We start from the raw sequence: 16,946 nt of genomic DNA, 5'->3' as shown, positions 1-16,946 counted from the left end.
GGGGCAGCGGGCCGTCCGCACCGCGCCGGTCGAGCCGGGGAGTCGGCGCCGGACCCGGCCGAGCGGCCGAACATGCCGAAGGGCGGCGGGAGTTCGTGAACTCCCGCCGCCCTCCTGGACGGATCAGACGTCCTTGATCTCGCAGAGCGCGGCGCCACTGGAGACCGACTGGCCGACCTCGGCCTTCAGGCCGACCACGGTGCCCGCCTTGTGGGCGTTCAGCGGCTGCTCCATCTTCATCGCCTCCAGGACCACGATCAGCTCGCCCTCGGCGACCACCTGGCCCTCCTCGACGGCGACCTTGACGATGGTGCCCTGCATCGGCGAGGCCAGGGTGTCGCCGGAGACCGCGGAGGCGGCCTTCTTGGCACCCACCCGGCGCTTCGCCTTGCCCGCGCCGGCGGCCGGGGCCGAGGCGACGCCCAGCGAGGACGGCAGCGACACCTCGATGCGCTTGCCGCCGACCTCGACCACCACGGTCTCGCGGCCCTCGGGCTCCTCGCCGTCGCCGCCGGCGCCGGTGAACGCCGGGATGGTGTTGTCGAACTCGGTCTCGATCCAGCGGGTGTAGACCTGGAACGGGCCCTCGGAGCCGTGCACCTCGGGGGCGAACGCCGGGTCGGTGACCACGGCCTGGTGGAACGGGATGGCGGTGGCCATGCCCTCCACCTTGAACTCCTCCAGGGCGCGCTTGGCGCGCTGCAGGGCCTGCTTGCGGTCGGTGCCGGTGACGATCAGCTTGGCCAGCAGCGAGTCCCAGGCCGGGCCGATGACCGAGCCGGACTCCACGCCGGCGTCCAGGCGCACGCCCGGGCCGGACGGCGGGGCGAACAGCGTCACGGTGCCGGGCGCGGGCAGGAAGTTGCGGCCCGGGTCCTCGCCGTTGATCCGGAACTCGAAGGAGTGGCCGCGGACCTCCGGGTCGTCGTAGCCGAGCTCCTCGCCGTCGGCGATCCGGAACATCTCGCGGACCAGGTCGATGCCGGTGACCTCCTCGGACACCGGGTGCTCGACCTGGAGGCGGGTGTTGACCTCCAGGAAGGAGATCAGGCCGTCCTGGGAGACCAGGAACTCGCAGGTGCCGGCGCCGACGTAGCCCGCCTCGCGCAAGATCGCCTTGGACGCCCGGTACAGCTCCGCGTTCTGCTCGGCCGTCAGGAACGGCGCGGGGGCCTCCTCGACCAGCTTCTGGTGGCGGCGCTGCAGCGAACAGTCACGGGTCGAGACGACCACCACGTTGCCGTGCTGGTCGGCCAGGCACTGGGTCTCCACGTGCCGCGGCTTGTCCAGGTACTGCTCGACGAAGCACTCGCCGCGGCCGAACGCGGCCACCGCCTCGCGCACCGCCGACTCGTACAGCTCCGGGATCTCCTCCAGCGTGCGGGCGACCTTCAGGCCGCGGCCGCCGCCGCCGAACGCCGCCTTGATGGCGACCGGCAGGCCGTGCTCCGACGCGAACGCGACCACCTCCTCGGCACCCGACACCGGGTCGGCGGTACCCGCCACCAGCGGGGCGCCCGCGCGCTGCGCCACGTGCCGGGCGGTGACCTTGTCGCCCAGGTCGCGGATCGCCTGCGGCGGCGGGCCGATCCAGGTCAGGCCGGCGTCGATCACGGCCTGCGCGAACTCGGCGTTCTCGGACAGGAAGCCGTAGCCGGGGTGGATCGCGTCCGCGCCCGAATCGGCGGCCGCCTTCAGGACCTTCGCGATGTCCAGGTAGCTGCTCGCGGGGGTGTCGCCGCCCAGCGCGTACGCCTCGTCGGCCGCCCGCACGTGCAGCGCGTCCCGGTCCGGCTCGGCATACACGGCGACACTCGCGATACCGGCATCCCGGCACGCCCGGGCGACGCGGACAGCGATTTCGCCGCGATTGGCGATGAGCACCTTGCGCACTGTGGCTCCCTTCTCGAACCTCGTCGAGTCTATGGATTGGAGGGCGCTACCGGCGAGTAGTCCCTGGTGGTGAGCGTGCTCACACGCTCGGGTTTCCCGACTTCCGTACGGACGGCGGCGGTTGGCGACGCGCCGCAGGTCGCGGGGCGCGCGGGGGCCGCTCGGGTGTCGCTCGGTGCCGCGCGGAAAAATATGGTGGACCGGGTGGCCTCAGCCACACCGGAGCATGGTTCAAGCGGCCGCCGACTGCGGCGGGGCGGTCGCCTCGGCGGTCACGTCCGCCTCGAACTCGACCACGTCCGGGCCGTACGCCCGGGCGTTGACCACCCGCAGCACCACCGCGAACGCCCCGTCCGGGCCGTGCCGGCGGGCCAGCGAGCGGTGGTGGGCGGCCAGGTAGCGCACCGCCGCGTGGTTGGAGACCGCGGTCTGACCGGCGATCAGGAACACCGGCCGGCTGCCCGGCCGCAGGTGTATTCGGGCCAGCAGCACGTACGCCGTCCCGCCCGGCTGCTCGGCGGGCGTCCGGAACGCGAACTCACGCTCCCCGACCAGCAGCGTGCGCACCGGATGCCCGGCGCCGTCCGGCGGGGCGACGAACACCGCGCCGGGCAGCCAGGACGCCAGATGCGCACCCGTCCGCCCGTTGCTCTCCGGGCCGCCCACGCAGAACTCGGGCTTGTCGCCCAGCCCCTGACGCACCTCGTCGTGCGAGGTCAGTACCGGCCGGGCCCCGCACTCGCGGACCAGTGCGGCCAGTTCCATCAGCGCGTACACGTCGTCACGGGCCACGCTGTGCGGATCGGCCGAGGAGACCTGCCGGTTGGCGACCAGCAGCGCCTCGCCGCCGGACTGCAGCCCGAAGAACGCGCGCTCCCGCTCCAGCCGGCGCCGGCGGCGCACCGTCTGCGCCAGCCAGCCCAGGCCGGCGCTGATCGCCGAAGCGACCAGTCCCAGCACGACGTTGAGCACACCATCGGTCATTTTCCGCTTCCCAACGCCCCTTTCCGGTCCGGCTCGCCAGCCTAACGGCGGCCCACCCGCCCAAGGGGTGGAACTGTGCAACAGATGTACGGCCCCGGTTCTGTCCGATTCCGCACCTTGCGAACCGGAATCCGGTCACTCTCTTCGTCGGCCGACATAACGGAATGGTTCAGACCATTGACCGGTTCCGGGGCTGTCCCTAGCGTCGCAGCCACCACCACAAATCCGAAGATTTCACGGGGGAATCGTGAAGCGTCCCATGCTGCCCGTCGCACTCACCACGGCCGCCCTGATGCTCACCGCCTGTTCCGGCAGCGGCAGTTCGACCAGGGCCGCGGCCACGCCGGAGCCCAGTGCCGCGACCTACGGGTGCCTGACGAAGGCGCAGGCGGCAAAGGGTTCCTTCACCCTCGACGCGGGCACCGCGGGCGGCACCGAGCTGGACGCCTACTACCAGGACTCCGACGCCGGCGGGGCGAAGACCGGGCTGATCCTCTCCCACCAGCTGAACGGCTCGCTGTGCGAATGGGCGTCCGTGTTCGCCGACTTCACCAAGGCCGGGTATGCCGTGCTGGCCTTCACCACCGAGGGCGACGTCACCGAGGGCATCAAGGCCGCCGCCGGAAAGCTCAAGGAGAAGGGCGTCACCAACATCGCCCTGATCGGCGCCTCCAAGGGCGCCGCCGCCTCACTGGTCGCCGCCAAGCTGGACAGCCCGCTGCCGGTCAAGGCCGTGGTCTCGCTCAGCTCGCCCGAGGTGTTCAGCCAGTTCAACGCGGCGCTCGCGGTCACGTCGGTGAAGATCCCGACCTACTTCGCCGCCGAGGAACTGGACGCCCCGTTCAACGCCAACGCCAAGGCGCTGTACGAGGCCTCGGTGGCCGAGGACAAGCAGCTGAAGATCTACCCCGGCGGCAACCACGGCGCCCCGCTGCTCAAGGACGGCGCCCTGCCCGACGTCCAGGCCTACCTGGCCAAGCACGCGCCCGCGGCGGGCTGAGCAGTCCGCTCAGGCCCAGAGGTCGGTGATCCGCACGTCCAGCTCGGCGAGCAGGTGGCGCAGCAGCGGCAGCGACAGGCCGATCACATTGCCGGGGTCGCCGTCGATCCCCTCCACGAACGGTGCGGAGCGGCCGTCCAGGGTGAACGCCCCGGCCACGTGCAGCGGTTCGCCGGAGGCGACGTAGGCGGCGACCTCGGCGTCGTCCGGGGTGCCGAACCGGACGGTGGTGGAGGCCGTCGCCTGCGCCTGCCGACCGGTGGCGGTGTCGATCACGCAGTGGCCGGTGCGCAGCACGCCCGCGCGGCCGCGCATCGACCGCCAGCGCGCGATCGCCTCGTCGGCGTCGGCGGGCTTGCCGAGCGCCTGGCCGTCCAGTTCCAGCACCGAGTCGCAGCCGATCACGATCGGCGGCTCACCGGGCTCGGCGGCCAGCTCGCCGGCGATCTTTCCGGCCTTCGCCACCGCGAGCACCAGCGCGAGCTCGCCGGGCGTCGGCGCGGACAGCGCGTCCTCGTCCACCCCGCTCACCCGCACCTGCGGATCCAGGCCCGCCTGCCGCAACAGGCCCAGCCGGGCGGGGGAGGCGGACGCGAGAACGAGCGGGCGGCGAGCGGTCATGCGCCCCAGCCTAGCCGTGCCGGGCCAGCACCAGCACCGTGGCGATCATGGCCAGCGCCGCCAGCACCACCGCCGTGCGGCGCAGTCTGCGCTGCACTTCGCGGGCCTCGGGTGACGGCTCGTCGCGGGGGTCTGACCAGAGCATTCGTTCAGCCTGCAACGGGCGGGCGGCGCGGCGCCTGAGTATCCGTACTCAGTCCGGGGACGGGCGATGGTTCGGACGCCCGCTTGACGCCGGGCCTCCGGCCCCCTGCAATGGAGCCACTGACTTGTCCGGTTCATGATCGGCGCCGTGCGGGGCGCCGAATTCCCCCCCCCACGAACCCATGGCAGGTCAACTCCCGGTCAGGGCACGCACGGCAGACCACCCCACTGGTTCCGGCTGAGGAGTCCCATGTCCGATCTCGTCACCACCGCAAGAGCCGCCACCGACGCGGCCCGCCCGCACTTCGTCGCGCTCTACCGGGCCGTCACCGGCCTGCTGTTCGCCTGCCACGGCGCTGCCTCCCTGTTCGGCGTCCTCGGCGGAGCGCACGGCGGCGGCACCGTCCCCACCGGCAGCTGGCCCGGCTGGTACGCCGCCGTCATCCAACTCGCCTGCGGCGCACTCGTCCTGCTCGGCATCGGCACTCGGGCCGCCGCGTTGGTCGCCTCCGGCTCGATGGCCTACGCGTACTTCACCGTCCACCAGCAGAACGCGCTCTTCCCGCTCCAGAACGGCGGCGAGCCCGCGGTGCTCTTCTGCTGGGCCTTCCTGCTCATCGCTGCGCTCGGGCCGGGCAGCTTCGCGCTCGGACGCAAGTTCGCTCGCTGAGCAGGTGAGAACGAGGACAGGGGCGCGTGGAACTGCGCGACAAGCGCCGACGCAACGGTCAGGTCGCGATCAATGGCAAGTCATTGCCGGCGCCGCGATCTTGCGGGGGATGCCTTCCGCTTCGCGCAGGGCCCCGCGCCCCTGAAGTCGCCCCCCCGCAGGTCCCCGCGCCCCTCGCCGCATCCACTCGCGTCAGGGCGGTGGCGGGGAGCACGGACCCGAGAGGGCCACCGCGACCAGGGCGCGGAGGGCGGGGGCGATTTGGCCGAGGGGGAGGGTGGACTCGTCGGCGAAGAGTTCCAGGAGCCAGCCGCCCGCAGGGTTCGCGCCGCCGGCTGCGACCATCGCGCGGTAGCCGGAGACCACCATGACGGCCTCTTCCGAGGGGTCGTTGCCCGGGGCGCCGACCCGCAGGGCGAACGAGCCGCCGGTCACTGCCTTGCCGGTCAGTGGGTAGTGCCGCAGGTCGAACACCGCGTCCGGGGCCTCGATCTGGGCCCGCTGGGTCCGGGCCCGCGACGAGGCCGGGCCGCCCGTCATCCGGTACACGGCGTGCCGGGCGGTGCGCATCAGGGGGGAGCCCGGCGGTACGTACGACACCCACCAGCCGACGGCGTTGAGCAGCCGCGAGGCGGTCTCCGCGACCACCGACAGCCGCCCCAGGGTGTCGGCCGGGTGCGTCACCGCGCCCTGGACTCCGCCCTGGTCCAGCGCCGCCAGCACCGCGGCCAGCAGCTGCCCCGGGTCCGCGCTGTGCGCCGAGCCCCGGAACCGTCGCCGGTCGCCGTTCGGCCGCCCGGTCGGTGCGCGCCGGCTGTCCGCGAGCTGCACCACCGGGTCCGGCGCGAATCCCGGCCCGTGGGCCCGCCCCGCCACCACCGGGTGCGCCGCCCGGGCGGCCTTCGCCCGGTACTGGGCGGCGTCGGCCAGCCGGAACAGCCGGTCCGCCGTGGTCACCGGGCCGATCGAGTCCCCGGTCGAGGCGATTCCGCAGGCCACGCCCTCGCCGTCCGTCAACTCCAGCGCGCGGGCGCACAGTTCCTCCGCGACCGCGACCACCTCGTCCGCGGACCGGCCCTCCGTGAGCAGGCAGAACTCGTCCCCGCCGAGCCGCGCCGCGAGGCTGCCCGGCAGCTTCGCCGCCGACAGCGACAGCTGGTGCGCGAACCGCTCCAGCAGCCGGTCGCCCATCTCGTGGCCCAACTGGTCGTTGACCCGTTTCAGCCCGTTCACGTCGCACACCACCAGCGACACCACCACGCCGTCCCGGGTGTGCGCCTTCAACGCCTCCTCCAGCCGGGCGTCCACCGCGCGACGGTTCGCCAGGCCGGTCAGCGCGTCCGTGAACGCCAGCCGGCGCAGATCGGCGACCCGCTCGGTCTGCGCGAGGCCCGCCGCGATCTGCGCGGCCAGCAGGGTCGCGTACTCGGCGTCGGCGTCGGTGAACACCGGCATCCCGATCCCGCGCGCCAGGTACAGCTCGCCCCACGCCTGGCCGTGCAGCACGATCGGCGCGACCAGGCAGCAGCCCCGGCCCCGCCGCCGCAAGCCTGCGGCGCGCGAGCGGCAGAACGCGCCGGAGGCCGGGAGCGGGTGCCCGGCGTGCGGGCCCAGATCGTCCGCCGTCTGCACCCACGCCCTCGGGAGCCGGCCGGTGGTCCAGTGCTCCTCCAGGTACGTCACGATCTCCGGGAAGTCCGCGACCGGGTACGACTCGTCCTCGGGCAGCTCCTCCTCGCCCGGCGCGAGTTCCCCGTGATTCACCAGCACCCGCAACCGGCCCGACTCGCGGTCCCACACCGAGACCGCCGCCATCGTCGCCCCCAACGCGGCCGTCGCCCGCGCGGCCGCCGCGCGCACCGCCTCCAGCGGCGTCATCGCCCCGGCCATCGCCTGCGCGAGCTCCACCACCGCCTGCAACCGCGAGTCCGGCGCCGCAACCTGCTCACTCATCGTCGCCACATACCCTCCCGCAAGGACCGTTCGTTCCAGCCTATGGCGGTATGGGGGTATTTCGGCGGAATGGGGGATGGAGGTGCGAGATGCAGGCGGGCGCGAAACCGGGGGCGCGGGGAACTGCGCGACAAGCGCAAAGCCCATCCGCAAGGTCGCGATCAAGTGCAGGTCATTGTCCTGCGTCGCGATCTTGCGGTTTGGTGCGTTCCCCTTCGCGCAGTTCCCCGCGCCCCTGGTTGTGCGCTCCCTGGTTTCGCGTCCGCTCGCGCTTTCAGCCGGCGGCGGTAGGCGTGCGCGTCAGGAGCCAGGGTTCGACCAGGCCGAGGCCGCGGACCGGGCGGCGCCACATGGGCTGGAGGTGGAAGCGGTGGCCGGGTGCAGGGGGCCCCTCGGGGAGAGTCGCGGAGCCGTTGTGTTCCAGCGCCGTCGCGAGTTCCCCGTCGACCAGGACGGCGTCCTTGGGGGCGATGGAGGTGAGGCGGGAGGCCAGGTTGACGGTGGTGCCGAAGACGTCGCCCATGCGGGAGGTGACGGTGCCGAAGGCCATGCCGACGCGCAGGGCGGGCATGTTGTCCTCCTTGGCGAGGGTTTCGACCAGGGACAGGGCGATCTCGGCGACGGTGGCCGGGTCCTCGGAGACGAAGAGGATCTCGTCGCCCAGGGTCTTGACGACGCGTCCGCCTTGGCCGGCGATCAGGTCGGAGCAGGTGTTCTCGAAGCCTTCGACGAGTTCGCCGAGTTCCTCTTCCTCCAGGCGGCGGGAGAGCCGGGTGAAGCCGACCAGGTCGGCGAAGGCGACGGCGAGGCGGCCGGAGGTGGTCTCGTGGTCCTCGGCGGCCTGGACGACCCGGCCGGTGACGGCGGCGAGCTGGCGGCGCCAGACGTACACCAGGAACTGTTCCAGCTCGGGGAGGAGCAGTTCGACCAGGGGGTAGGCGACGTCGGAGCGGGTGAGGCCGGGTTCGACGGGCTGGGTGAGGTTGTCCAGGAAGGTGTCCATCTGCCAGCCGGCCAGCCTCGCGGTGGTCTGGCCGGTGGAGCGGGCGACCTGGATCGCCATGGGTTCGCTGAGCAGCCCGGACTCGATCAGGCCGGCCAGGCGGCGCAGCGCGATCACGTCGTTGTCGTTGAGGGCGCGGGACTGGCCGATGTCGGGGAAGCCCATGGCGCGCCAGAAACGGGTGGCGAGGTCCATCGGGACTTCGGCGGCGCGCGCGGCCTGGTACGGGGTGTACTTGCGTGGCGCGTCGAGGATGAGCCGCTCCAGGTCGGTTGCGACGGTGGTCTCGTCCGTCCCGTCAGGCGCGTCGGCGGGAGTGCCGCCGTTGCCGGAGCCCGTGGTGGCGCCGCCGTTGTCTGTCACCGGTCCGTCCCCGTGCGTTCGCGCACTTGTGTCTTGCCGTCCTCGGGGTTCGGGTACGCGACCACCGCAGGGGGTAGTGGCGAGCCTCACACCGCTGCCAGGTGGAATGTTCGCACGGAATCGCGTAATCCGGGGCATCCGCCCGGCAGCCGGTCCGAGGGTTCCGCAGGGTGAGACCGGGCCGGTCAGCTCTGCGGGCGGACGTGCACCACGTCGCCGGCGGCGACGGCGTGCCGGGTGCCGTCGGGGGTGCGGACCACCAGCCGGCCGTCGCCGTCGATGGCCACCGCGTCGCCCAGCAGCTCGCGTTCGCCGGGGAGTTGGACCTTCACGGGGCGGTTCAGGGTGGTGCAGCGGGCGGTGTACGCGGGCAGCAGTCCGCTGGCGTGCGGGTCGCCCGCGGCGGCCGTCCACTCGCCGTACAGTTCGGCGAACTCGCGGAGCAGGGCGCGCAGCAGGGTCGCCCGGTCGGTGGTCTCGGCGCCCGCGAGGGCGAGTGAGGTGGCGGTGGGGACGGGCAGTTCGGGCTGGCGCAGTGAGACGTTCAGGCCGAGGCCGGCGATCACGGCGCCGCCGGAGAGCTCGGTGAGGATGCCGCCGAGCTTGCGTTCCTGCCCGTCGGTCTCGGCCTGCAGGTCGTTGGGCCACTTCAGGCCGGTGGGGACGCCGGCGATCCGGTCGAGGGTGGCGGAGGCGGCGGTGCCGATCAGGATCGGCAGCCAGCCGTAGCGTTCCATCGGCACGCCTTGCGGGCGCAGCAGGACCGACAGGAACAGTCCGGAGCGGGGCGGCGCCGTCCAGCGGCGGTCGAGCCGGCCGCGGGCGGCGCTCTGCGACTCGGCGATCAGCACCGCGCCCTCGGGTGCGCCGTTCTTGGCGCGGGCGGCCAGGTCGGAGTTGGTGGAGCCGGTCTCGCTCACCACATCGAGTGAGGTCCACAGTGCGCCGGGGCGCAGCAGGTCGAGCCGCAGCGCCGCCTCGTCGAGCGGGGGGCGGTCCAGGTCGGTCCACGGGGACGGGCCGCCGTGGCCGAAGCCGCGCAGTCCGGAGCGGCGGGGGCGGGGGCTCTCGGGTGTGCTCACCCGGCCCACCCTAGTGCGGCGACCGCGCCGGTCCGCGGTCGTGACGGTCGGATGCGCGGTGGCGTCCGTTCGACCGCCGGGGGCGGCTCAGGGGGCGGACGGCTCGATCTCCCCCGCGAAGACGATGACCTGGTCGATGAGGCTCCGCCGCAGGTGGACGACGTCCGTTCCGGCCAGGCGGGGGCCTCCGTCCGGGGTGGTGAAGACCCACTGGTACCGGGCCCACTCGCCGGGCATGTCCACCGCCGAGCAGCGTGCCATGGTGCCGGTCCCCGCCGGGTGGTGCCGGATGTCCAGCACGAACCGTTCGACCGCCGCGATTCCTTCGCTGCGACCCAGCGGCCCCCAGAAGACCACGTCCGAGGTCAGGGCCTGGGAGAGCAGGGCAGTCACATAGCTGTCGTCCGAGGCGTTGAACGCGGAGATGAACGTGTCGATCGCGGAGCGTGCCGTCTCTTCCTCCATGCCCCAGTAATACCAGCCGTTGCGCGTGCGCTTGTCCCGGTCGCGGCACCGGCCGGGGATGCCAACGGCCGCACGCCGCATTATCGTCCCGCAAACCGGGCAGTGGCACGATGTGTCGATGGCCATAGGCGCACAGGCCCCCGGGCTGGCTACGCTACGCAACGGTAGACCGCAGCGCCGCCCTGCCCGTAACCCTCCACGCCCCGGGCCGGCGGCCGAGGACGCAGGGAGAGCCACCGCAATGGCCGAGGCACCGCACGACCCGCACACCACCGCCGGAAAGCTCGCCGACCTGCGCCGGCGGATCGACGAGGCGGTGCACTCCGGTTCCGCCGCGGCGGTCGAGAAGCAGCACGCCAAGGGCAAGCTGACGGCCCGCGAGCGGATCCTGGAACTGCTGGACGAGGACTCGTTCGTGGAGTTCGACGAGTTCGCCCGGCACCGTTCGACCAACTTCGGCCAGGAGAAGAACCGGCCGTACGGCGACGGCGTGGTCACCGGCTACGGCACCGTGGACGGGCGCCAGATCGCGGTGTTCGCCCAGGACTTCACGGTGTTCGGCGGTTCGCTGGGCGAGGTGTTCGGCGAGAAGATCGTCAAGGTGATGGACTTCGCGCTGAAGACCGGCTGCCCGATGATCGGCATCAACGACTCCGGCGGCGCCCGGATCCAGGAGGGCGTGGTCTCGCTCGGCCTGTACGGCGAGATCTTCCGCCGCAATGTGCACGCCTCGGGTGTGATCCCGCAGATCTCGCTGATCATGGGCCCGTGCGCGGGCGGCGCGGTGTACTCGCCGGCGGTCACCGACTTCGTGGTGATGGCCGACAAGACCTCGCACATGTTCATCACCGGCCCGGACGTGATCAAGACCGTCACCGGCGAGACCGTGGACATGGAGGAGCTGGGCGGCGCCCGCACCCACAACACCAAGTCCGGCAACGCGCACTACCTGGCCGCCGACGAGAAGGAGGCCATCGAGTACGTCAAGAGCCTGCTGTCGTACCTGCCGTCCAACAACCTGAGCGACCCGCCGGCCTACCCCGAGCAGGCCGACCTGACGATCACCGACGAGGACCTCGAACTCGACAGCATCGTCCCGGACTCGGCGAACCAGCCGTACGACATCCGCCACGTGATCGAGCGCGTGCTGGACGACGGGGACTTCCTGGAGGTCCAGCCGCTGTACGCGGGCAACATCGTGGTCGGCTTCGGTCGGGTCGAGGGCCACCCGGTGGGCGTGGTCGGCAACCAGCCGATGGACCTGGCCGGCTGCCTGGACATCGCCGCCAGCGAGAAGGCCGCCCGCTTCGTGCGCACCTGCGACGCGTTCAACATCCCGGTGCTGACCTTCGTCGACGTGCCCGGCTTCCTGCCCGGCACCGGCCAGGAGTGGGACGGCATCATCCGCCGCGGCGCGAAGCTGATCTTCGCCTACGCGGAGGCCACCGTCCCGCTGATCACCGTGATCACCCGCAAGGCGTTCGGCGGCGCGTACGACGTGATGGGCTCCAAGCACCTGGGCGCGGACATCAACCTGGCCTGGCCGACCGCGCAGATCGCGGTGATGGGCGCGCAGGGCGCCGTCAACATCCTGCACCGCCGGGAGATCGCCGCCGCCGAGGCCGAGGGACGCGGCGAGGAGCGCCGGGCCGAACTGCTCGCCTCGTACGAGGACACCCTGCTCAACCCGTACCTGGCCGCCGAGCGCGGCTACGTCGACGCGGTCATCGCGCCCAGCGAGACCCGCAGGCACATCGTCCGCGGGCTGCGGGCGCTGCGCGGCAAGCGGGAGGCGCTGCCGCCGAAGAAGCACGGCAACATCCCGCTGTAGCAGAAGGGTTCACCTCGCGACATGACTCCCATCCAGGTGCTGCACGGGCAGCCGACCCCCGAGGAGCTGGCCACCGTCCTGGCGGTGGTCCAAGCCCGGGCCGCCGCCGGGGCCAGGGCGGCCTCCGCGAGCGGCCCGGCCACCGCGTGGACCAGCCGCACTCCCCGTCCCGTCCCCGCGCCCGGGCCGCACTCCTGGCGCACCAGCCTCTGGCCGCGCTGAGGCCTCACCCGTGCGGGTCGGCGACGATCCGGTCCGCACGGGTGTAGACGTTCGCGGTGCGCCCGCGCAGGAAGCCGACCAGGGTGAGACCGAGCTCCTCGGCCAGGTCCACGGCCAGCGAGGACGGCGCGGAGACCGCCGCCAGCAGCGGCACCCCGGCCAGCGCCGCCTTCTGGGTCAGCTCGAAGGAGGCCCGGCCGGAGACCAGCAGGACGTGCCCGCGCAGCGGCAGCAGGCCCTCGCGCAGCGCCCAGCCGACCACCTTGTCCACCGCGTTGTGCCGCCCGACGTCCTCGCGGGCGCACAGCAGGGTGCCGTCCGCGGTGAACAGGGCGGCGGCGTGCAGGCCGCCGGTGGACTCGAAGGTGCGCTGGGCGGCGCGCAGCCGCTCCGGCAGGGCGTACAGCACCTCCGGGTCGAGCCGCAGCGGATCGGCGGAGACGTCCCAGCGGCTGCGGGTGCGCACCGCGTCCACGGTGTCGCGCCCGCACAGGCCGCAGGCGCTGGTGGTCAGCAGGTTGCGGTGCGCGGACAGCGCCGGGCGGGCGCCGCGGACGGTGGCGTCGACCACGTTGTAGCTGTTGGCGCCGTCCGCGTCCGTCCCGGCGCAGTAGCGCAGCGCGGCGAGCTCCTCGGTGGCGCCGACCAGACCCTCGCCGACCAGGAAGCCCGCCACCAGGTCGAAGTCCTGCCCGGGCGTGCGCATCGTGACGGTCAGCGCCTCGCCGCCGACCCGGATCTCCAGCGGCTCCTCCGCCGCCAGGCTGTCGGGCCGCGCCCCTCGTTCGTCGCCGCGCAGCCGCACCACTCGCCGCCGTACCGTTGCCCGTGCCATCCCTGTCGCACCTCCGCGGGCCAGTCAACCATCCGGGGGCCGTGGCGCCGATTGCTTGTCATATCCGCATTCACCTGATGAGAATGTGCATATGGATATGCACAGTGTCGTCGTCCAGGTCGGCAAGGCCGACGTCAGCGCCGAGGATGTCCTCGCCGTCGCCCGGGGCGGGGCGCAGGTGGAGCTCGGGCCGGACGCGCTCGCCGAGATGGCCGCCGCCCGGGCCCGGATCGACGCCCTCGCCGCCGAACCCCGCCCGGTGTACGGGGTCTCCACCGGCTTCGGCGCGCTGGCCGTGCGTCACATCAGCCCCGAACTGCGGGCCCAGCTCCAGCGTTCGCTGGTGCGCTCGCACGCCGCCGGCATGGGCCCGGTGGTGGAGACCGAGGTGGTCCGGGCGCTGATGTTCCTGCGGATGAAGACGCTGGCCTCCGGCCGCACCGGCGTGCGCCCGCTGGTCGCCGAGACCATGGCCGCCCTGCTGAACGCCCACATCACCCCCGTCGTCCGGGAGTTCGGCTCGCTCGGCTGCTCCGGCGACCTCGCCCCGCTCTCGCACTGCGCGCTCGTCCTGATGGGCGAGGGCACCGCGTTCGGCCCCGACGGGCAGGAGAAGCCCGCCGCCGAACTGCTCGCCACCGCCGGCATCGCCCCCGTCGAACTGCTGGAGAAGGAGGGCCTGGCCCTCATCAACGGCACCGACGGCATGCTCGGCATGCTGGTGATGGCCCTCGCCGACCTCCAGCGCCTGTACACCACCGCCGACATCACCGCCGCGATGTCGCTGGAGGCGCTGCTCGGCACCGACAAGGTGCTCGCCCCCGAGCTGCACGCCCCGATCCGCCCGCATCCCGGCCAGGCCGCCGCCGCCGCCAACATGCTGGCCGTGCTGCGCGGCTCCGGCCTCACCGGCCACCACCGCGACGACGCGCCGCGGGTCCAGGACGCCTACTCGATCCGCTGCGCCCCGCAGGTGGCCGGCGCCGGCCGCGACACCCTGGCGCACGCCGCGCTGGTCGCCGACCGGGAACTCGCCGCGTCCGTCGACAACCCGGTGGTGCTGCCCGACGGCCGGGTCGAGTCCAACGGCAACTTCCACGGCGCGCCGGTCGCCTACGTGCTGGACTTCCTGGCGATCGCCGCCGCCGACCTGGCCTCGATCTCCGAGCGCCGCACCGACCGGTTGCTCGACCACGCCCGCTCGCACGGCCTGCCCGCGTTCCTCGCCGACGACCCGGGCGTGGACTCCGGCCTGATGATCGCCCAGTACACCCAGGCCGCGCTGGTCAGCGAGAACAAGCGGCTCGCGGTGCCCGCCTCGGTGGACTCCATCCCGTCCTCGGCGATGCAGGAGGACCACGTCTCGATGGGCTGGTCCGCGGCCCGCAAGCTGCGCCAGGCAGTGGCCAACCTCGGCCGCGTGCTGGCCGTCGAACTCGTCGCCTCCGCACGGGCGCTGGAGATACGGGATCAGGCCGCCGAGCAGCCCGGGGTGCTCGCCCCGGCGACCGCCGCCGCGGTCGCCGCCGCCCGCGGGGCCGGCGTCGGCGGGCCCGGCCGCGACCGCTTCCTCTCCCCGGACCTGGAGGCCGCCGCCGCGCTGGTCGCCTCCGGCGCGCTGATCGAGGCCGTCGAGCGGGTCACCGGCCCGCTCGCCTGACGAAGCGCCACGGGACGGGCGCGCCGGATCACCCTCCGAACCCGCCCGTCCCGCCTGGCGGGACGGCATTGCCCACCTGCCGGGACTGCGCCACAGTCGTTCCACCGCCGAAGCCACCGGCGAACGCCCAACCCAGCGTGGAGGTACCCGACATGCCCGCCCTTGACGAGACCGGAACCACCACCGGGCCCTCCGCCCGGCTGCTCCAGCTCTTCGAGGGCCACCGGCTGACACCCACCCAGCGGCGGATCGCCCACTCGCTGGTCCGGCACGCCACCGAGGCGCCGTTCCTGTCCAGCGTCGAGGTCGCCGAACTCGCCGGCGTCAGCCAGCCGTCCGTCACCCGGTTCGCCGTCGCGCTCGGCTACGACGGCTACCCGGCGCTGCGCAAGCAGCTGCGCGAACTCGGCGTCGGCGAGGCCACCGTCCCCGAGAGCCACCACGAGGTGGTCCGCAACGAGCACCAGCAGGCCGTGCTCGCCGAGATCGCCCACCTGCGCCACCTCGCCGAACTGCTCGCCGACCCCGCGCCGATCGTCCGCGCCGCCCGGATCCTGGCCGCCTCCCGGCCACTGCCGGTGCTCGGCCTGCGCGCCGCCTCCGCCCAGGCCCGCGGCTTCTCCTACTTCGCCGCCAAGGTCCACCCCGACATCCGGCTGCTCGACGAGGGCGGCTCGATGCTCGCCGACCGCCTCGAACAGGCCGTCGCCGCCGGAGCGAGCGCCCTGCTCTGCTTCGCGCTGCCCCGCTACCCGCGCGAACTGATGGACGCCCTCACCGTCGCCCGCGACTGCGGACTGACCGTCCTGACCGTCGCCGACTCCGCGTTCGCCCCGGTCGCCAAGCTCTCCGACGTGATGCTGCCCGCCGCCGTCGGCACCGGCCTGGTCTTCGACACCGCCTGCGCCCCGATGATGCTCGGCCGGGTCCTGCTCCAGGCGATGTGCGACGAGATCCCCGGCGCGGAGGCCCGGCTGGAGGCCATCGAACAGTCCGCGACGGCACGTCAACTGTTCCTGGACTGACACCTGTTGTTCCCCCAATGACCCCCCTGTGCCGGGTTGACGACCCGCCGTGAGCGGGCATCTTCCTCGGTAGGGACTCGACAGGGACGAAGACAGCTTTGGACGGGGGAAGTCCAATGCCACCACCGATCCACCAGATGAGACTCACCGGACGGCTCGGCTCCGGCGCCGACGAATGGTCCTGCCCGCAGTGCGGCCGCCGCATCGCGCTGCGCCGCCCGCCGCACCCCGAACTCACCGTGCTCGACCCGGGCGACGAGGAAGCCGTCCACATCGGCGTCCTCGAACCCGGCGACCCGGCCGCCGAGGAGACCGCCGCCCGCTACGGCGTCGGCCCCGTCCAGCACGTCCCACGCCCACCGGCCCGCCCCGGCGACCCCCGCCCCGGCGAGCCGAACCCCGGTGAGCCGAACCCTGGTGAGCCGACCCCGCAGCCCGACGCGGAGGACCGCCGCTGGCTCGCCGAGATCGGCATCGACTGGGATGGCGACGCGGCGGCCTGACGGCGGGTCATGCGGCCCGCCCTAGGATGACCGGGGGGAGGGGGACCGATGCGCGGTTGGCTGGGCGGGCTGTTCGCGGCCGGTGGTGTGCTGGCGGTGGCCGCCGCGTGGTGGGGTATGTGGGAGGGCCGGTCCGGCGGCCGGATGGCGGTGGCCGACCTGCTCGACCGGCCGGTCGTGCTGGGCCTGGCGGCCTTGGCGCTGTTCCTGGCCGCGTCGGCGGTGCTGCGGCGCAGCGGCCGGTGGGCGGTGGCGCTCGTGGGGATCGGGATGCTTGCCGTGCCGGCCTGCGCCCCGGCGCTGTTCCACGGCGGCCGCGACCGCACCGTGGCGCACCGCGAGGCGGCGCCCGGCGGCGCGGACCGGGTGCTGCGGGTGCTGCACCAGGGCGGGTTCGGCATGGAGGCGGAGAGTCAGGGCTGGTACGTCGAGCTGGAGGACGGCTCCGGCTGGTCGGCCCGGCGGTGGCTGGTGTACGGCCAGGACGGGAAGTGGGCCGGCGAGGGCCTGTTCGCGGCCGCGGGCTGGGACGGTCCGGACCGGATCGTCGTCACCACCGACACCGGCACCCGGGTCTACGACGTCTTCGGCGGCGCGCCCGTGCTGCTCTCCGCCACCCCGGCCTGAGCTCCGAGCCGTCCCGGGCGCAGCCCCGGCGGGTGGGGCGCAGACTGGAGGCGGCGCACCCGTTC

Annotated in this window: 16 protein-coding genes and 1 pseudogene; 8 read left to right on the top strand and 9 right to left on the bottom strand. The window is 73.3% G+C overall.

The window, feature by feature from the left end; all coding sequences use genetic code 11:
- Positions 1–123: 123 nt before the first annotated feature.
- Both ACZ6R9_RS00170 and ACZ6R9_RS00165 read right to left on the bottom strand, forming a co-directional pair.
- The gene (locus ACZ6R9_RS00170) at positions 124–1,893 is read right to left on the bottom strand and encodes an acetyl/propionyl/methylcrotonyl-CoA carboxylase subunit alpha (protein WP_380487043.1); all 1,770 of its coding nucleotides are present in this window, start codon (positions 1,891–1,893) and stop codon (positions 124–126) included.
- A gap of 231 nt (positions 1,894–2,124) precedes the next feature.
- The gene (locus ACZ6R9_RS00165; protein WP_380487041.1) at positions 2,125–2,877 is read right to left on the bottom strand and encodes a hypothetical protein; all 753 of its coding nucleotides are present in this window, start codon (positions 2,875–2,877) and stop codon (positions 2,125–2,127) included.
- A gap of 247 nt (positions 2,878–3,124) precedes the next feature.
- Between ACZ6R9_RS00165 and ACZ6R9_RS00160 the strand changes: the two genes are divergently transcribed.
- Positions 3,125–3,877, top strand: coding sequence for an alpha/beta hydrolase family protein (locus ACZ6R9_RS00160; protein WP_465535502.1), 753 nt, complete (start codon positions 3,125–3,127; stop codon positions 3,875–3,877).
- Between the two features lie 9 nt (positions 3,878–3,886).
- Here the strand turns inward: ACZ6R9_RS00160 and ACZ6R9_RS00155 are convergent, their stop codons facing one another.
- Positions 3,887–4,498, bottom strand: coding sequence for a Maf family protein (locus ACZ6R9_RS00155; RefSeq protein WP_380487037.1), 612 nt, complete (start codon positions 4,496–4,498; stop codon positions 3,887–3,889).
- 10 nt (positions 4,499–4,508) lie between these two features.
- Positions 4,509–4,643, bottom strand: a complete 135-nt coding sequence (mmpB, locus tag ACZ6R9_RS00150) for a morphogenic membrane protein MmpB (protein ID WP_380487035.1) — start codon at positions 4,641–4,643, stop codon at positions 4,509–4,511.
- Between the two features lie 249 nt (positions 4,644–4,892).
- Between mmpB and ACZ6R9_RS00145 the strand changes: the two genes are divergently transcribed.
- Positions 4,893–5,312, top strand: a complete 420-nt coding sequence (locus tag ACZ6R9_RS00145) for a DoxX family protein (RefSeq protein WP_380487033.1) — start codon at positions 4,893–4,895, stop codon at positions 5,310–5,312.
- A gap of 762 nt (positions 5,313–6,074) precedes the next feature.
- On the opposite strand, the pseudogene ACZ6R9_RS00140 reads toward ACZ6R9_RS00145, so the two are convergent.
- The 4 genes and pseudogenes from ACZ6R9_RS00140 to ACZ6R9_RS00125 form a co-directional block, all read right to left on the bottom strand.
- Positions 6,075–7,265 (bottom strand): annotated as a pseudogene (locus tag ACZ6R9_RS00140) (GGDEF domain-containing protein); the annotation flags it as partial.
- A 274-nt stretch (positions 7,266–7,539) separates the two neighbouring features.
- Positions 7,540–8,631, bottom strand: coding sequence for an adenylate/guanylate cyclase domain-containing protein (locus tag ACZ6R9_RS00135; RefSeq protein WP_465535498.1), 1,092 nt, complete (start codon positions 8,629–8,631; stop codon positions 7,540–7,542).
- A gap of 185 nt (positions 8,632–8,816) precedes the next feature.
- Entirely contained in the window at positions 8,817–9,713 is an 897-nt protein-coding gene (locus tag ACZ6R9_RS00130) for a biotin--[acetyl-CoA-carboxylase] ligase (protein ID WP_465535496.1), read from the bottom strand.
- A gap of 87 nt (positions 9,714–9,800) precedes the next feature.
- Positions 9,801–10,178 (bottom strand): nuclear transport factor 2 family protein, encoded by a 378-nt coding sequence (locus ACZ6R9_RS00125; RefSeq protein WP_380487025.1) that lies wholly within the window; start codon positions 10,176–10,178, stop codon positions 9,801–9,803.
- 241 nt (positions 10,179–10,419) lie between these two features.
- On the opposite strand from ACZ6R9_RS00125, the gene ACZ6R9_RS00120 reads away from it, so the two are divergent.
- On the top strand, positions 10,420–12,009 hold the full coding sequence (locus ACZ6R9_RS00120; protein WP_380487024.1) for an acyl-CoA carboxylase subunit beta: 1,590 nt from the start codon (positions 10,420–10,422) through the stop codon (positions 12,007–12,009).
- A gap of 21 nt (positions 12,010–12,030) precedes the next feature.
- The gene (locus ACZ6R9_RS00115; protein WP_380487022.1) at positions 12,031–12,231 is read left to right on the top strand and encodes an acyl-CoA carboxylase subunit epsilon; all 201 of its coding nucleotides are present in this window, start codon (positions 12,031–12,033) and stop codon (positions 12,229–12,231) included.
- Between the two features lie 4 nt (positions 12,232–12,235).
- Here ACZ6R9_RS00115 and fdhD read toward each other — a convergent pair whose 3' ends face one another.
- Entirely contained in the window at positions 12,236–13,066 is an 831-nt protein-coding gene (gene fdhD / locus ACZ6R9_RS00110; protein WP_465535493.1) for a formate dehydrogenase accessory sulfurtransferase FdhD, read from the bottom strand.
- Between the two features lie 91 nt (positions 13,067–13,157).
- Between fdhD and hutH the strand changes: the two genes are divergently transcribed.
- The 4 genes from hutH to ACZ6R9_RS00090 all read left to right on the top strand — a co-directional run bounded on the left by hutH (position 13,158) and on the right by ACZ6R9_RS00090 (position 16,881).
- Complete coding sequence (gene hutH / locus ACZ6R9_RS00105; protein WP_465535491.1) at positions 13,158–14,726, top strand: histidine ammonia-lyase; 1,569 nt, start codon at positions 13,158–13,160, stop codon at positions 14,724–14,726.
- A gap of 152 nt (positions 14,727–14,878) precedes the next feature.
- The gene (locus ACZ6R9_RS00100; protein WP_465535489.1) at positions 14,879–15,751 is read left to right on the top strand and encodes a MurR/RpiR family transcriptional regulator; all 873 of its coding nucleotides are present in this window, start codon (positions 14,879–14,881) and stop codon (positions 15,749–15,751) included.
- 137 nt (positions 15,752–15,888) lie between these two features.
- Positions 15,889–16,254 (top strand): hypothetical protein, encoded by a 366-nt coding sequence (locus ACZ6R9_RS00095; protein WP_380487016.1) that lies wholly within the window; start codon positions 15,889–15,891, stop codon positions 16,252–16,254.
- A 48-nt stretch (positions 16,255–16,302) separates the two neighbouring features.
- Positions 16,303–16,881 carry a hypothetical protein gene (locus ACZ6R9_RS00090; protein WP_465535486.1) on the top strand — a complete coding sequence of 193 codons (579 nt, stop codon included), beginning with the start codon at positions 16,303–16,305 and terminating at the stop codon, positions 16,879–16,881.
- Positions 16,882–16,946: the final 65 nt, after the last annotated feature.

The organism is Kitasatospora sp. NPDC048662 (assembly GCF_055587065.1).
This window is presented reverse-complemented; position numbering and strand designations above follow the sequence as displayed.

Bases quoted from the DNA above. Each gene is read 5' to 3' on its own strand.
- ACZ6R9_RS00165 (WP_380487041.1), bottom strand. From the start codon at position 2,877: ATGACCGATGGTGTGCTCAACGTCGTGCTGGGACTGGTCGCTTCGGCG.
- ACZ6R9_RS00155 (WP_380487037.1), bottom strand. From the start codon at position 4,498: ATGACCGCTCGCCGCCCGCTCGTTCTCGCGTCCGCCTCCCCCGCCCGG.
- mmpB (WP_380487035.1), bottom strand. From the start codon at position 4,643: ATGCTCTGGTCAGACCCCCGCGACGAGCCGTCACCCGAGGCCCGCGAA.
- ACZ6R9_RS00145 (WP_380487033.1), top strand. From the start codon at position 4,893: ATGTCCGATCTCGTCACCACCGCAAGAGCCGCCACCGACGCGGCCCGC.
- ACZ6R9_RS00125 (WP_380487025.1), bottom strand. From the start codon at position 10,178: ATGGAGGAAGAGACGGCACGCTCCGCGATCGACACGTTCATCTCCGCG.
- ACZ6R9_RS00120 (WP_380487024.1), top strand. From the start codon at position 10,420: ATGGCCGAGGCACCGCACGACCCGCACACCACCGCCGGAAAGCTCGCC.
- ACZ6R9_RS00115 (WP_380487022.1), top strand. From the start codon at position 12,031: ATGACTCCCATCCAGGTGCTGCACGGGCAGCCGACCCCCGAGGAGCTG.
- fdhD (WP_465535493.1), bottom strand. From the start codon at position 13,066: ATGGCACGGGCAACGGTACGGCGGCGAGTGGTGCGGCTGCGCGGCGAC.
- hutH (WP_465535491.1), top strand. From the start codon at position 13,158: ATGGATATGCACAGTGTCGTCGTCCAGGTCGGCAAGGCCGACGTCAGC.
- ACZ6R9_RS00100 (WP_465535489.1), top strand. From the start codon at position 14,879: ATGCCCGCCCTTGACGAGACCGGAACCACCACCGGGCCCTCCGCCCGG.
- ACZ6R9_RS00095 (WP_380487016.1), top strand. From the start codon at position 15,889: ATGAGACTCACCGGACGGCTCGGCTCCGGCGCCGACGAATGGTCCTGC.
- ACZ6R9_RS00090 (WP_465535486.1), top strand. From the start codon at position 16,303: ATGCGCGGTTGGCTGGGCGGGCTGTTCGCGGCCGGTGGTGTGCTGGCG.